15 protein-coding genes are annotated in these 14,975 nt (G+C 62.8%); 3 read left to right on the top strand and 12 right to left on the bottom strand.

Annotated elements, in window-relative coordinates; all coding sequences use genetic code 11:
* The first annotated feature begins 47 nt into the window (after window positions 1–47).
* Together JQ609_RS16300 and JQ609_RS16305 are read left to right on the top strand one after the other, a co-directional pair.
* A complete protein-coding gene (locus tag JQ609_RS16300; protein WP_212274163.1) occupies window positions 48–1,232 on the top strand; it encodes an acyl-CoA dehydrogenase family protein in 1,185 nt (394 codons plus the stop codon).
* A 139-nt stretch (window positions 1,233–1,371) separates the two neighbouring features.
* Window positions 1,372–2,511, top strand: a complete 1,140-nt coding sequence (locus JQ609_RS16305) for an acyl-CoA dehydrogenase family protein (RefSeq protein WP_212274164.1) — start codon at window positions 1,372–1,374, stop codon at window positions 2,509–2,511.
* 163 nt (window positions 2,512–2,674) lie between these two features.
* Here JQ609_RS16305 and JQ609_RS16310 read toward each other — a convergent pair whose 3' ends face one another.
* From JQ609_RS16310 to JQ609_RS16345, 8 genes are all read right to left on the bottom strand, one after another.
* Entirely contained in the window at window positions 2,675–3,715 is a 1,041-nt protein-coding gene (locus JQ609_RS16310; protein ID WP_212274165.1) for an amino acid ABC transporter substrate-binding protein, read from the bottom strand.
* Between the two features lie 57 nt (window positions 3,716–3,772).
* On the bottom strand, window positions 3,773–4,372 hold the full coding sequence (locus JQ609_RS16315) for a L,D-transpeptidase (protein WP_212208891.1): 600 nt from the start codon (window positions 4,370–4,372) through the stop codon (window positions 3,773–3,775).
* A gap of 262 nt (window positions 4,373–4,634) precedes the next feature.
* Complete coding sequence (locus JQ609_RS16320; RefSeq protein WP_212208890.1) at window positions 4,635–4,790, bottom strand: DUF2474 domain-containing protein; 156 nt, start codon at window positions 4,788–4,790, stop codon at window positions 4,635–4,637.
* A complete protein-coding gene (gene cydB / locus JQ609_RS16325) occupies window positions 4,790–5,797 on the bottom strand; it encodes a cytochrome d ubiquinol oxidase subunit II (protein WP_249119081.1) in 1,008 nt (335 codons plus the stop codon). The genes JQ609_RS16320 and cydB overlap by 1 nt, the downstream gene beginning before the upstream one ends.
* Entirely contained in the window at window positions 5,794–7,203 is a 1,410-nt protein-coding gene (locus tag JQ609_RS16330; protein ID WP_212208889.1) for a cytochrome ubiquinol oxidase subunit I, read from the bottom strand. Before JQ609_RS16330 ends, cydB begins: the two co-directional genes overlap by 4 nt.
* 87 nt (window positions 7,204–7,290) lie before the next feature.
* Window positions 7,291–8,274 carry a hypothetical protein gene (locus JQ609_RS16335; RefSeq protein WP_212274166.1) on the bottom strand — a complete coding sequence of 328 codons (984 nt, stop codon included), beginning with the start codon at window positions 8,272–8,274 and terminating at the stop codon, window positions 7,291–7,293.
* Between the two features lie 54 nt (window positions 8,275–8,328).
* Entirely contained in the window at window positions 8,329–8,808 is a 480-nt protein-coding gene (locus JQ609_RS16340; protein ID WP_212208887.1) for a hypothetical protein, read from the bottom strand.
* 310 nt (window positions 8,809–9,118) lie between these two features.
* Window positions 9,119–9,310: a hypothetical protein gene (locus JQ609_RS16345; protein ID WP_212274167.1), complete on the bottom strand. Its 192-nt coding sequence runs from the start codon at window positions 9,308–9,310 to the stop codon at window positions 9,119–9,121.
* On the opposite strand from JQ609_RS16345, the gene JQ609_RS16350 reads away from it, so the two are divergent.
* Window positions 9,309–9,473 (top strand): hypothetical protein, encoded by a 165-nt coding sequence (locus JQ609_RS16350; protein WP_212274168.1) that lies wholly within the window; start codon window positions 9,309–9,311, stop codon window positions 9,471–9,473. The genes JQ609_RS16345 and JQ609_RS16350 overlap by 2 nt on opposite strands.
* A gap of 12 nt (window positions 9,474–9,485) precedes the next feature.
* Here JQ609_RS16350 and JQ609_RS16355 read toward each other — a convergent pair whose 3' ends face one another.
* The 4 genes from JQ609_RS16355 to JQ609_RS16370 all read right to left on the bottom strand — a co-directional run bounded on the left by JQ609_RS16355 (window position 9,486) and on the right by JQ609_RS16370 (window position 14,943).
* Window positions 9,486–10,097: a sigma-70 family RNA polymerase sigma factor gene (locus tag JQ609_RS16355; protein ID WP_212208885.1), complete on the bottom strand. Its 612-nt coding sequence runs from the start codon at window positions 10,095–10,097 to the stop codon at window positions 9,486–9,488.
* A gap of 354 nt (window positions 10,098–10,451) precedes the next feature.
* Window positions 10,452–11,189, bottom strand: coding sequence for a response regulator (locus JQ609_RS16360; protein ID WP_212208884.1), 738 nt, complete (start codon window positions 11,187–11,189; stop codon window positions 10,452–10,454).
* Window positions 11,186–12,931 carry a DUF3369 domain-containing protein gene (locus JQ609_RS16365; RefSeq protein ID WP_212208883.1) on the bottom strand — a complete coding sequence of 582 codons (1,746 nt, stop codon included), beginning with the start codon at window positions 12,929–12,931 and terminating at the stop codon, window positions 11,186–11,188. Before JQ609_RS16365 ends, JQ609_RS16360 begins: the two co-directional genes overlap by 4 nt.
* Window positions 12,901–14,943: an ATP-binding protein gene (locus tag JQ609_RS16370; protein ID WP_312014864.1), complete on the bottom strand. Its 2,043-nt coding sequence runs from the start codon at window positions 14,941–14,943 to the stop codon at window positions 12,901–12,903. The genes JQ609_RS16365 and JQ609_RS16370 overlap by 31 nt, the downstream gene beginning before the upstream one ends.
* Window positions 14,944–14,975 lie beyond the last annotated feature (32 nt).

Here is a 14,975-nt window from a genome sequence, read left to right on the forward strand (position 1 = left end):
ATGCGGCGACTAAGGTCGTTTCAACTCGCCCCATATGGAAACGCACCATGTCCGATCCTGATCAATTCCGCCGTGAAACCCGCGCCTGGCTCGAGGCCAATTGCCCGCCAGAAATGCGCAAGCCCATGACGTCCGAAGGCGACACGTACTGGGGCGGCCGCAACGCCAAATTCTCTTCCGAGCCGCAGCGCGTCTGGTTCGAACGGATGCGCGACAAGGGCTGGACCGTGCCCGACTGGCCAAAGGAATATGGCGGCGGGGGGCTCGATCGCGCCGAGCACAAGGTGCTGCGCGAGGAAATGGCGGCGATGGGTGCGCGTTCGCCGCTGTCGAGTTTTGGTATCTGGATGCTCGGGCCGGCGCTGCTGAAATACGGCAACGAGGCGCAGAAGAAGGAGCATCTGCCGAAGATCGCCGCGGGCCTGATCCGTTGGTGCCAAGGCTACTCCGAACCGAACGCCGGATCGGACCTTGCCTCGCTGCAGACCCGCGCCGAGAGCGATGGCGATGATTTCGTCATCACCGGCCAGAAGATCTGGACGTCGTATGCCAATTACGCCGACTGGATTTTTTGCCTGGTGCGTACGGACGCGTCAGCCAAGAAGCATGACGGCATCAGCTTTATTCTGTTCGACATGACGTCGAAGGGCGTCACGACAAAACCGATCTTGCTGATCTCGGGCTACTCGCCGTTCTGCGAAACCTTCTTCGATGGGGTGCGGGTGCCGAAATCGCATGTGGTCGGCACAGTCAACCGCGGCTGGGATGTGGCGAAATATCTGCTGCAGCACGAGCGCGCGATGATCTCGGGCATGGGCGAGCGCGGCGTCGGCCGGCCGCTCGGCCAGGTCGCGGCCGATTCCATCGGTAGCGACGAGCAGGGCCGGCTCGACGATGCGATGCTGCGCGGCCAGATCTCGACCTTCGAGATCGATGAGGCGGCGCTGTCGGCGGCAGCGGAACGCGCGGTTGATCTGGCCAAAGCCGGCCAGTCGCATCCGGCGTTTTCCTCGGCGATGAAATATTACGGCACCGAGCTCAATAAGCGCCGCTACGAAATCCTGATGTCGGCCGGCGGCGTCGACGCGCTGGAATGGGAAAGCGAGCGCTCCAAAGGCGGCGCCCGCCCGCGCGCCTGGCTGCGCACCAAGGCCAATTCGATCGAAGGCGGCACCTCGGAGGTGATGCTCGGCATCGTCGCCAAGCGCATCCTCGATCTGCCGGGGGCGTGAGACGCTAACTGACGCCGTCATTCCGGGGCACGCGAAGCGTGAACCCGGAATCTCGAGGTTCCGGGTTCGCCGCTTCGCGCCGCCCCGGAACGACGATCTCAAAGATACTCGTTCGAAACACTTAGACCGGAACTCCTCCATGGCACTCGTCCTCACCGAAGAACAATCCATGCTGCGCGACAGCGCGCGCGGCCTTATCAGCGACAAGGCGCCGGTGTCGCATCTGCGAAGCTTGCGCGATACGAAGGATGCTACGGGATTTTCCCGCGAGCTCTGGAAGGCGTTTGCCGAGATGGGCCTTTCGGGCCTGCTGGTGCCTGAGAATTTCGGCGGCAGCGCCTTAGGCGCCGTCGAGGCCGGCGTGGTGATGGAGGAAATCGGCCGCACGCTGATGCCGTCACCGTTCTTGTCGACCGCCGTACTTGCGGCCTCCGCACTGACGCGCGGCGGCAGCGACGCGCAAAAGGCCGCGCATCTGCCCAAAATTTCGGACGGCTCGCTGCTCGCGACGCTCGCGATCGACGAGGGCGCCAAGCATCGCCCGCTGCAGACCAAGCTGCAGGCCGTGCGCTCCGGCAACGGCTTCAAGCTGAGTGGTGCAAAAGCCTTTGTTGTCGACGGCCACACCGCCGATCTCCTGATCGTCGCGGCGCGCACCGCTGGCTCCGCCGGCGAGCGCAACGGGCTGACGCTGTTCCTGGTCGATCCCAAGTCCAAGGGTCTTGCCGTGGAACGCACCGCGATGGTGGATTCGCACAATGCGGCGCGCATCGAATTCGACAATGTCGAGGTCAACGCCGACAGCGTGCTCGGCGAGGTCGATCAGGGCGGGGCATTGCTCGAAGGCGTGCTCAATATCGGCCGCGGCGCGGTCGCCTCCGAAATGGTGGGCCTCAGTGAAGAGGTGTTCGGCCGAACCGTGACCTATCTGAAAGAGCGCAAGCAATTTGGAAAACTGATCGGCGAATTCCAGGCGCTGCAGCACCGCGCCGCCGAACTCTATATCGATATCGAGATCACCCGCGCCGCCGTGCTGAAGGCGCTGCAGACGCTGGACGGCGATTTTGCCAACGCCAGTGCCGCGGTTGCGGTTGCAAAGGCACGCGCCGGGACCACCGCGACGCGGGCGGTACAGGAAGGCGTGCAGATGCATGGCGGCATGGGCATGACCGACCAGTTCGACATCGGCTTCTTCATGAAGCGCGCCCGGGTCTGCCAGGAATTGTTCGGCGACAGCAATTACCACGCCGATCAGCTGGCGCGGATGAAGAGTTATTGAGCTGCGCCTGCCGCGACATTGGCGGTGTCATCGCCCGGCTTGACCGGGCGACCCAGTACGCGGCGGCAGTCGTGATTGATCCGAAACGTCCCGGCGTACTGGATCACCCGCTTTCGCGGGTGACGACAGTGAGTGTGTGGCTACGTTCGCCGGCTTTCGGCCGTCACCGGATCGGTGGGGCGTACTGGATGCCGCCGTTGCTCCAGAGCGAGTTCAGTCCGCGCGGGATCTTCAGCTTGGATTCGGCGCCGACATTGCGGTCGTAGATCTCGCCGTAATTGCCGACGTGGCGGATGATGCGGGCGGCCCAGTCCTTGGAGAGGCCGAGGTCCTCGCCGTAGGCGCCTTCGGTGCCGACCAGCCGCATCACGTCAGGCTTCTTCGACTTCAGCGCCTCGTCGATGTTCTTGGAGGTGATGCCGAGTTCCTCAGCGTTGATCATCGCGTACAGCGTCCATTTCACGATCATCATCCAGTCGTCGTCGCGCTGCCGCACCACGGGCGCCAGCGGCTCCTTCGAGATGACGTCAGGCAGGATGGTGTGATCGTCCGGCTTGGAGAGGTTGATGCGCAGCGCGTAGAGCTGGGAGACGTCGGCGGTCAGGGTGTCGCACTTGCCTTCATTATAGGCTTTGACGACATCCTCCAGCTTGGCGAATTTCATCTCCGTGTATTTCATGTTGTTGGCGCGGAAATAATCCGCGACGTTGAGCACCGTGGTGGTGCCTTCCTGCACGCAGATCTTGCTGTTGTTCAGGTCCAGCGCGGAATCGATCTTGCGCGAGGCCGGCAGCATAAAGCCTTCACCATCATAATAGGCGACGGCCGGGAAATAGAGAGCGTTGTTGACCTCGCGCGACATGCTCCAGGTGGAATTGCGCGACAGAATGTCGACCTTGCGGCTCGACAGCTCCTTGAAGCGCTCGCTGGCGTCGAGGGGAATGAACTTCGCCTTCTTCGGATCGTCGAAGATCGCCGCCGCCACCGCGCGGCAGAAATCGACGTCGAAGCCGGTCCAGTCTCCCTTGTCGTCGGGGATCGAGAAGCCGGGCAGGCCCTTGTTGACGCCGCACAGCAGTTCGCCGCGCTTGAGCGTCCGCTTCAGGGTCTTGGTGTCATAGCGTTCATATGTGATTGCGCCAGCCGCGACCGCAGTTGCGACCGCCAGCCCAATGAGGAGGCCGCCTCGAAAATTACGTAGCATTTTTTAACTCACCAATTTCAGGGAAATGGATCTGCGGAAGAGACGGTACCGTTGCAATTACAGTTCGGGCTTCTGCCGGATGATCACCTTGGTGCCGACCGGGACGCGCTCATAGAGATCGGCGACGTCGGCGTTGACGAGCCGGAAGCAGCCGGAGGAGACGGCGGTGCCGATGGTGTCGGGGCGGTTGGTGCCATGAATGCGGTAGACGGTGGTGCCGAGATACATCGCCCGCGCGCCGAGCGGGTTACCCGGGCCGCCGGCCATGAAGCGCGGCAGGTAGGGCTGGCGTTGAATCATTTCCGGCGGCGGCGTCCAGTCCGGCCATTCCGCCTTGCGCGTGATGTTGACGAGTCCCTGCCACGTGAAACCCTCGCGGCCGACGCCGATGCCGTAGCGTAGCGCGCGGCCGCCGCCCTGGATCAGATAGAGATGGCGCTCGGCCGTGACCACGATGATGGTGCCCGGCGCTTCGTTGGTGCGGTAGAGCACCGCCGTCTTCCTGAACTGCGGATCGAGCTGGACGGATTCGTCGGCGATCAGTCCCGGCTGGTCACCCACATCGGGCTGGCGCAGCTGCGCATTGCTCTGCGAGGCTGAAAGGATCAGACCGCTCGTTGCGATCATCATCCAGATCAGGTGCCGAAACTTCGTCATTGCGGAGCTCTCCTTGTTGGCGCGTTGGCCAATTGGTTGGCGTTCTAAAGCATGATCCGGAAAAGTGTGAAGCGGTTTTCCGAAAAGATCATGCGCAAACAAAGAAACCAAAGCGCGATGACTAGCGCGCTTTGGCCAAATCAGCGGAACTATCAAATCTCAGGGCCAGCTTGATGGCAAGTTTAGGGCGGCAGGGCCGGTATCTTGCTGGAATGACTTCTATTTTCTGATATCACAATCGCCGGTGATTGTGGCAAAGGCGTCATTTCGGCGCGATCCAGAGCCGCAGGCCGTACGAGATCAGCGTCACCGTGCCAACGCCGCCGAGCCACAGCGCGGCAAACCAGAGCAGGCGTTGCGTCAGCGGCCGCGGTGTCGGCTCGCTGGAGCTTTTTTCGCTGGAGAACACTTTGGCCATCAGTGATAGCCGCTTTCGGCTTTGACCTTGCCGCGGAACACCCAATAGGCCCACGCGGTGTAGCCGAGGATCAGCGGTATCAGTATGGCGACGCCGACCAGCATGAACAGCTGGCTGTTTTCAGGCGAGGCCGCCTGCCAGATCGTGATGCTCTGCGGCACGATGTAAGGGTACATGCTGATGCCGAGCCCGGCATAGGACAGCGCGAACAGCGCCAGCGTCAGGAAGAACGGCTGGTAGTCATACTTGTTGGCGAGGCTGCGCAGCAGCATCACGGTGACGGCGGCCACCGCGACCGGCACCGGCGCGGTGAGGATGATGTTGGGCCAGGCAAACCAGCGATGGGTATACTGCACATGCAGGAACGGCGTTGCAATGCTGACGATGCCGATGGCACACAGCATCGCGACCAGCAGCAGCCAGCTCAGCTGATAGGCGCGGTCGCGCAATTCGCCTTCGGTCTTCATGACAAGCCAGGTCGAGCCGAGCAGCGCATAGCCGATCACGAGCGCGACGCCGGTCAGGATGCTGAACGGCGTCAGCCAGTCCCACCAGCCGCCGGCATAATGTCGCCCCGAGACCTGAATGCCCTGCAGGATGGCGCCGAGCGCGATGCCCTGCGCCAGCGTCGCCAGCAGCGAGCCGCCGGCAAACGCAATGTCCCAGCGGTTGCGTTCGCGCGTGGTGCGCCAGCGGAATTCAAAGGCGACGCCGCGGAATACCAGCCCGAGCAGCATCACGATCATCGGCGTGTAGAGCGCCGGCATCAGCACGGCATAGGCCAGCGGGAACGCCGCCATCAGGCCGCCGCCGCCGAGCACCAGCCAGGTCTCGTTGCCGTCCCAGACCGGGGCGACGCTGTTCATGATGACGTCGCGGTCTTCCTTCTTCGGAAACAGCGGAAACAGGATGCCGAGGCCGAGATCGAAGCCGTCCATCACGACATAGACGAAAACCGCAAAGGCGATGATGAAGGCCCAGATGGTCGGAAGGTCGATGGCTATCATCGGATCGCTCCCTCGGCGGCGACGCCGGCGGCCGGCGTGATGCCGGCGGCACGGGCAGGGACGTCGCTGCGCGGACCTTCCTCGCCGTGATGCGGCGGCTGTGCCATCAGGCGCAGGAGGTAGATCACGCCGGCGGTGAACACCACGAAATAGACGATGATGAAGGCGATCAGCGACGAGGCGACCGCGGGCGCCGCCAGCGGCGACGCCGAATCCACGGTTCGTAGCAATCCATACACCGTGAACGGCTGACGCCCGGTCTCGGTGGTGATCCAGCCCGCCAGGACCGCGATGAACCCCGACGGAGCCATCGCGACCGCAAAGATGTGCAGCAGGCGCGAATTGTACAGCGTGCCGCGGAAGCGCATCAGCAGGCTGAGGAGGCCGAGCCCCACCATCAGCAATCCCATGCCGACCATGATCCGGAACGACCAGAAGGTGATCGGCACCGGCGGCCAGTTTTCGCGCGGCACGGTGTCGAGGCCGGCCATCGGCGCGTCGAGGGAATGTTTGAGGATCAGCGAGCCGAGTTTGGGGACTTCGATCGCGTAATCCATCCTGCCCGCGGCCTGATTGGGCCAGCCGAACAGGATCAGCGGCGCGCCGTCCTTGTGGCTCTGGAAATGGCCTTCCATCGCCATGATCTTCACCGGCTGATGCTCCAGCGTGTTGAGCCCGTGCTGGTCGCCGGCGAGAATCTGGAGCGGGGCGACGATCGTCGCCATCCACATCGCCATTGAGAACATCACCCGCGGGCCGGCCAGGTGCGGGTCGCGCAGCAGATGCCAGGCGCCGACCGCGCCGACCACCAACGCGGTGGTCAGGTACGCCGCCAGCACCATATGCACGAGCCGGTAAGGGAATGACGGATTGAAGATCACCTTGAACCAGTCGACGGCGATGAACTGGCCTTCAGCATTGAGGGCGTGACCTGTGGGCGTCTGCATCCAGGAATTGGCCGACAGAATCCAGAACGCCGAAATCAGCGTGCCGACCGCAACCATCAAGGTTGCGAAAAAATGCAGTTTTGGGCCGACACGATCGAGGCCGAACAGCATCACGCCGAGGAAGCCCGCCTCGAGGAAGAACGCCGTCAGCACCTCATAGGCCATCAGCGGGCCGATCACCGGGCCGGTCTTGTCGGAGAAGGCCGACCAGTTGGTGCCGAACTGGTAGGACATCACGATGCCCGACACCACGCCCATGCCGAAGGCGACGGCGAAAATTTTCAGCCAATAATTGAACAGGTTGATGAAAACCTCACGTCCGGTCCACAGCCACAGCGCCTCAAGCACCGCGAGATAGCTGGCGAGCCCGATCGAGAAGGCCGGGAATATGATGTGGAACGACATCGTGAAGGCAAACTGCGCCCGGGCCAATACAACGGCATCCCAGCCTTCGAACATCGGCACCACCTGTCGCAGCTAACCCTGGCGTGAATCCTATCATGCCCGATGCGAGAACAGTACCGCGGCTTTTGCAGCAGAGGTCCTCTATCCGGACAATGTTCCGGCATCCGGAGGAGTATTGAGACGCCGAATGATTTCTGCGCGCACGGCACGTGCCGCATTTTCGTCGTGCTTTGTCGGGCTGCAGAAGGTCTGGCCCGTGTGCAACCGAATGCTGATGGTGCTGGTGCGGTCCTTGGAATCGGGCTCGTCGACCTCGATCGCTGCGACGTCATCTGTTCGGATCGTCTCGGCGGATGGCTTACCGCTTAACGCAATCCGCTCGATACGGATCTCGCCTTGCCGAATGGTCCAGCACGCGCCGGCTAATCGGTGCGCGTGGCGGTAGAGTGCAAAGGCAGCGAGAAAGCCGAGCGGCAAGAGCAATCCGAGCGCCATCTCCCACTCACCGATCCAGAATGCGATGAGGAACGGCAGAGCGCACAGGCCGGCCACAACCGGCACGGCGATTCGAATCACGCGGCCCAGATCGGGGTTGACCGGCGAGCCAAGGATGATCTCGGCGTTGCCGGCCTCGAGCGGGTTGTCGATGGGCGCGGCATCGGGAAGACCGAGCAATCCCGTAACCGTTGCGGTGGTTTCGTTGACGCGCGTGATGTCCGGCAGCGGTGGCGAGATCAAGACACCTCCGGAGGCCAACCTGCACACCAGGCTGAAACTCGCTGGGTAGCTGAACCTGTTCTTGCGGACGCGGACCTCTGCGATGTCGTGATGGCTGATCATTCGCTTGTGCACCTTGCCAAGCGGACGCTGCTCGCCGATCAGGATGCCGTCTTGCGTGATGATCCAGGCCACATTGCGTTCAAGAGCGGCAACGCCGATCAGGAACAATCCGAGCGGCACGACCCAGAGTGCAGGAATGAACGGTCGGCCGCCCGAGGCCCAGGTAAGCAGGCCCGGGACAATAATCAGAAGAATTACAACGCCGGAGCCCGCCTGGACAAATCGTTCCCTGAGCGAGGATCCCTTGCGCAGCCGAACTTCATCCGGGTTTGCCGCCGCATCCATTGTCAGCGGCTAACATCATGAGCGGCTCGATCGCGTCAAGCAGGAAGTGCAACATTACTCGATCACGATCTCGCCGGTCATGCCGAGATCGGCGTGGGTCTTGCCTTCAGCGCCCTTGATGTCGCAGCGCAGATCGGTGGCGCGGCCGGCGGCGACCGGTACCAGCCACCATTCGGCGGATTGCCCCGGATAAACCTCGATCTCGCGCATCGCGCCCTTGAACTCGGCGAGCGTAACGGTCTTGCCGTCGCGCTGTTGCGTGACCTGCACCTTTCGCGTCCACACCATCGCTGAGAAGGCGTGCGAGGTGAAATAATGCGGATCGTTGCTGTCGTTGCGCAGGATCAATTTGTAGAGCTTGCCGGTCTCGAACTTCAGTTGCTTCGGCGCGAATTCATGCTTGCCCGGCGAGCCCAATGTGACGGTGAGCTCGATCGGCGTTTGCCGCGACAAATCGCCGGCCGCGATCGCCGCCCCCGAGACAAGGCCGAGCAAAACAGACGCGCCAGTGGCTGCGCGAAACGAGACGAACATGGATGGCCTCCCCTGCGTTCCGGACAGGGGCCGGAAACTGCTTGATGGTAATGCAAGTGCGAATTAGTTGCAAATAAATCACGAGCGGTATCCAAGTCCGGATGAAGGGGAGTCCCTTTACTTTGCATGGGGTTGTTTTCGAGATTTTTGTCCAGGCCCCGTCCCGGACGTTGGAGCCCGCCAACTGGCTCTTGGCGCGGCGCATTGGCCCGGCTCCCCAAATACAGAGCGACCCGGCTGGGGGGCATCCCGGCCGGGTCGTTGGAGGTTCTTGGGAGGTTAAGCCTTGGTCGGTCGTCAGAAACTTGGTTTAGCGAACGACGTCCGGGATCACACAGACCTCGGCGGCGCTCTTGGTGCTGCAATCGACCACTTGTTCGCGCACGAACATCGAACCGGTATCGCGCTGGGCGCGAGGGCTGACATTTTGAGCGGACAGCGAAGCAAGGGTAGCGACTGCGCCGAGCGGGACGATGAAGAGGCGGAAGGACGGCTTCAGCATGTTCGATCTCCTGTTCGGCGTTGGTGTTGCGTTGCTGATGATGGGTATAGGGGCAGAGTTTTTCCGGGTGATGTCGCCAATTGTTTCATTTGTTTCGTCGCCTTTAATCTTTGGCTTCGAAATCGACCCGGTTTCCGCTCCCAATACCTATCTAACCGACTGAATAATCAGCGATTTATGCGGCGATGCTGTCCACGCCGGCGACCTTAAGCAAGTCGGCCAATTGTTTGCGGGCATAGAACATCCGGGTCTTCACCGTGCTCTGGGGAATACCGATGATCGCGCCGGCCTCTTCCACCGACTTCTCGTGGTAGTAGACCAGGTTGATGATCTCGCGGTGCGCCGGCGACAGCTTGGCGACGCAGGCGCGCAGGATGGCGCTGGTGTTGCTGCGGTCGAGCGACGCTTCCGGGGTGTCGGCCTCGTCGGCGATCTCGAGCACGTCGTCCTGATCGATGTCCTCATGCTTGCGCTGGCGCAGCGCGGTCAGCGCCTTGAAGCGGGCGATCGACAGCAACCAGGTCGAAACCTGGGAGCGGCCTTCGAACTGGCTGGCGGTGCGCCACACGTCCAGAAACACCTGGCTGACGAGGTCTTCCGCCATCGTGGTATCGCGCACCATGCGCAGGATGAAGCGGTAAACCCGTACGTGATGCCGGGAATAAAGCACGTGCATCGCCGTGCGGTTGCCCTTGGCAATGCTCTCCAGCAGCGATTCGTCCGATGTAGCGCGGGCATCGGCAATGTGCTTGCGGGCTGCAGCGTTGATGGCAATCACGTTCGGCATGACAAACTCCCAGTTCACCGCTTGGCGGCGTGTCGTTGGGAGATTTCTAGTTAATCAACGTTTCGGGATGTCTGCACCGAAAGAGGAAAATGGTTTCGTGCCGGGGAGAATTGTTTCGTCGGGGCCGCCGCGACGAAACATTCGGGCCGAAAATAACAATAATTTCAATGTGCGGAAAATGGGAGGATCTCAGATCGAAAATCGTTCCGCGGGACCCACAAATCGATCGTCGTCCCGGCCTTGAGCCGGGACCCATAACCACAGGGCGTTGTTGTTTGGCGAGGTCACTACCACAGCACGCCAACACGACCGCTGCGGCGTGGGTCCCGGCTCAAGGCCGGGACGACATGGATGCTAACCCTTTTCGCCGGTCGGCGAGAACAGATAGCCGCCGCCGCGGATGGTGCGAATGACGGCGGGCTTGGTCGGGTCGATCTCGATCTTGCGCCGGATCCGCATGATGCGGAGGTCGACCGCACGGTCGAAGGCTTCGGCGTCGCGCGCATTCGCCAGCTCCAGCAGCCGCTCGCGCGACAGCACCCGCTTCGGATTGGCCGCGAACACTTTCAGCAGGCCGAATTCGGACGCGGTGAGCGGATGCTCGTTGCCCTCGTCGTCGCGCAGGGCCTGGGCTTCGAGATCGAGCCATTTGGTGCCGAACCGCACCAACTGTTCCTTTTCCGCCTTGGCGCCGGCGGCCTCGGGCGCCACCGCCTTGACCGGCGCGCTGCGGCGCAGCACCGAGCGGATGCGCGCCATCAATTCGCGCAGCTCGCAGGGCTTTGCAATGTAATCGTCGGCGCCTAGCTCGAGGCCAACGACGCGGTCGATCGGGCTTGCGGTCGCCGTCAGCATGATGACGGGGACATTGATGCGGCTTTTCAGGTCGCGGATGATCGAGAGCCCGTCTTCCTCGGGCATGTTGAGGTCGAGCACGACGAGATCGGGCACATTGGTCTCGATGACGCCGCGCAGGCTCTTGCCGCCGTCGCACAGCGTCACGGCGAAACCGTGCATCTTGAGGTAATCGCCGACCATTTCGCGGGCCGGCGCCTCGTCGTCGACGATGATGATGTGCTGGCTCTGGCTCATGGTGTCTCTGCTGCAGGCAGTGTAACCGTAAAGGTCGACCCCTGTCCGGGGCCGGGGCTATCCGCGGTCACATGGCCGCCATGCATGTCGATAATGCGTTTGACGATCGATAGACCGAGGCCGGTCGAGCTTTCGCCCGCGGTCGGCTTGGCCGACAGCCGCTGGAAGCGGCCGAACAGCCGACCGAGATCCTCGGGCGACAGGCCCGCGCCCTCGTCCGTGATCCGGACGACGGTGTTATCCCCCTCATGGGTGACGCCGACCGTGATCTTGCCGCCGATCGGTGAATATTTGATGGCATTGCTGACCAGATTGTCGATCGCCTCGCGGATCCGGTCGACGTCGCACATGGTGACGAAATTCGGCGGTGCGGAGACGCTGATGGCCTGCTGCTTGTTGACCGCCGAGGGCAGATTGGCGTCGGTGACTTCGGCTACCAGGGCGCCGACGTCGACCGGCTCGCGGCGGATGGTGATGTCGAAGGCATCAGCCATCGCGTCCGAAATCAGATGATCGACCATCGAGGTCAGGCGCTTGGTGGCGTCGCGGATGTGGTCGACCTGCGCGGTGACGTTCTCCTTCGGCGAGCCGGCGCCGATCAGTTCGTTGAGCATTTCGGTGCGGCCGAGAATGACGCCGAGCGGATTTTTCAGGTCGTGGGCGACGGTGCCGAGGATTTCGTTCTTGAAGCCGTTGGCGCGCTGCAGCCGCAGCCACTGCGCCGAAAGCCGGCGGTTGGCCTGCATCAGCGCGCGGGTGCGCTGGGCGACGCGGTCTTCGAGCTGGGTATTGGCCGCATGCAGCTGCTGGTAGAGGATCACATTGTCGAACGCGATCGACAGCCGGCTGGAGAAAATCTCGACCAGCGCGCGGTCGGTGTCGGAAAGCTGGCGTTCGGCCTGCAGCAGCACCACGACCTCGCGGCCGGAGCCGGTGCGCAGGTAAAGCACGCTGCGGTGGTCGGCGAACTCGTTCTTGCGGCGCGTGAAGGCGTCTTCCACCATCTGCCGCAAATCCGGATCGAGCGACTTGGAGCTGGTGGTGCCGATAAAGCGACTGTAGCAGCCCGAGCCCGCCAGCACGGAGAATTCGCTGCCAGGGGCGCCGTCGTCGCGCAGCACCAGTATACCGGCGCAATCGACATTGAGCAGCGAAGCCAGTTGCGTCAGCACGCCTTCGGCGAGGCGCTGCATCGATTTGAAGTCGTACAGGGTCGAGGCGGCGTCGATGATGATTTCGAGCCCGCGCCTTGTCTGCACCATGCGCTCGAGTTGCTGGTAGCTGCGCAAGGCGGCGGTCAGCGAGGTGAACAGCTTGTCGGCGGTGAGCTCGGTCTTGGCCTTGTAATCGTTGATGTCGTACTGGACGATGACGCGGCGCTCCGGCGCCTGGCCGGGCTGGCCGGTGCGCAGGATGATGCGGACGGTCTCGTTCTTGATGTCGTTGCGGATGTACTCAACGAGGTCGAGGCCGGCGACGTCGGTTTCCATGATGACGTCGAGCAGCACGGCGGCGATATCGGGATTGTCGCGCATCAGGACGCGGCCTTCGGCCGCGGAATAGGCGGAGAGGATTTCCAGCGTGGCGCCGTGGAGGTTGTAGTCGCTCAGCGCAAACCGCGTGCCTTCATGCACCGCATGATCGTCGTCGATGACGGCGATCTTCCATTTGCGTGCAGACGAATCATCCGGGGCGGTTTCGGAATCGTCGATCAGGTGGAGGACATCGTCCTGTTCGGCCATTGAGGGGTTCCGTCGGCTGCTGCGTCTGTGATCGTGGGTCCGCTGGTTACAATTCCCTTGGCGACCTTAGGCATGATAATGCGGAAAGTGGTGCCTTGTCCTAGCCTTGACTCCAGCATCATCCGGCCGCCGAGCTGTTGAGTGACAAGATTATAGACGATATGCAAGCCCAGTCCGGTACCGCCCTCGTTGCGGCGCGTGGTAAAGAACGGATCGAACGCCTGCCGCTGGACGTCCGGCGTCATTCCGGCCCCATTATCGGCAAAAATGATTTCGACATCGTCACTGCCGCGGGCCCGTGCCGAAAGCGAGATCGCCCCGGAACGGCCGTCGGCGAAGGCATGATTGGCTGCGTTGAGGAAAAGATTGGTTAAAATCTGGCCGTAGGAGCCGGGATAGCCGTCGATCAACAGACCCTCCGGCACGTCGACCGACAGCGTAATCGTCGCCTTCTTCAACACCGGGCGCAGGCTCGCCACGATCTGGTCGGTGGCCTCGCTGAGGCTGAATTGCCGGCGCTCGGCATGGGAGCGGTCCACCGCCACCTGCTTGAACGACTGGATCAGTTCGCCGGCACGGTGCAGATTGGCCACCAGTTGCCCGGCGGCGTCGCGCGAGCTCTTGACGAACTCGTCGAGCTTGGAGCGGCGCAGCGGCTCGGTGCGCAGCTCGGTCTCGAAGATATCAGCGCGGCGCGCGAAGCTCGATGCCACCGTCAGGCTGATCCCGATCGGGTTGTTGACCTCGTGGGCGACGCCGGCGACCAGGCCGCCCAGCGCCGCCAGCCGTTCGGCGTCGATCAGGTTCTGCTGGGCGGCATTGAGCTCGAGCAGCGCGCCCTCGGCCTTTTCCTTCGACGCGCGCAGCTCGTCCTCGGTCTTGCGTTTGGCGATGGCGTTTTCGCGGAACACCTCCACCGCGCGCGCCATCGCGCCGACCTCGTCCTTGGCTGACGTGCCCTGCACGGCGCGATCGTAATTGCCCGAGGTGATCGCGTGCATCGACGCCATGATCTGCTGCAGCGGCAGCCGGATCGAGAGCGCGATCAGGACACCCGCGGACAGGATGATGCCGAGGAAGATCACGGCGATCGACAGCACCCGGCGCGAAATGCCGGCCAGCGTGCGGTCGAAGGTTTCCTGCGCCTTTTGCTCGCGCTGGCGCATCTTCACGGACAGGCGGTCGATCACGCCGATCGCATCGGCCTGGCTGGCGTCGATGGTGTTGCGCAACAATTCGGTCCGGACCGCAAGCTGCTCGGTCAGCTTCGCCAGTCCCTCGCGCAGCGCCAGGGTTTTCGCATGCAGCCGCGTCAGCGCCATGCGCTGCAAATCATTGTCGGCGAGGTCGGACATGACAGGGATGGTCTTTTCGATCGTCTCGGTATTCCGGCGGGCGTCCTCGGCCGACGCCGACGCCAGCGAAAGGTAATAGGCGTTGGCGGCGACCAGCATCCCGGTAAACGCCTCGCGGGATTTTCCGAGCGACGGCCAGATCAGCGCATCGCGGTGCCCGGTGGCGCCCTCGATGATGGAATAAAGCCCGGCCATGTCCCTGGCCGGGCCCAGAACCTGCTGCTCGTAGGTTTTCGCGATCGTCGCCTGCACCGCGCGCAGTTCGCCGAAACCGTTGAGGAAGCGGTCGGTGACCTGCTCGAGCTGTTCGACCGAGCCCGAAAGCATCGGGTCGTTTGAGGCGCGGTTGGTCAGCGTGCCGAGCACGGCTTCGCGCAGCAGCAGAATCTCCGCGAACAGTTCGGGGCTCGGCTGGTTGATGTAGCGATGGATCAGGTTCTGCAGCCGGCTGGTTTCGCTTTCGAGCAGCGCCAGGATCTTGTCGGATTCCCTGACGTGGCGGACATCTTCCCAGGCCGAACCGAGCACCTTGGCGCCGTTCCATATCAGCGCGGCCAGCACCACGACCACGGCGGAGTTCAAGGCCGCGATCGACAGGATGCGCCAGCGGATCGGGACCGCGCGCAGCACCTGGACGATGCGAATACGGCCGCGCACGGCGAGGCTCGCCGGCCGTTCCACTGATCCGT

Source organism: Bradyrhizobium sp. AUGA SZCCT0169 (genome assembly GCF_018130085.1).
In the GTDB taxonomy this organism is placed as follows: Bacteria; Pseudomonadota; Alphaproteobacteria; order Rhizobiales; family Xanthobacteraceae; genus Bradyrhizobium.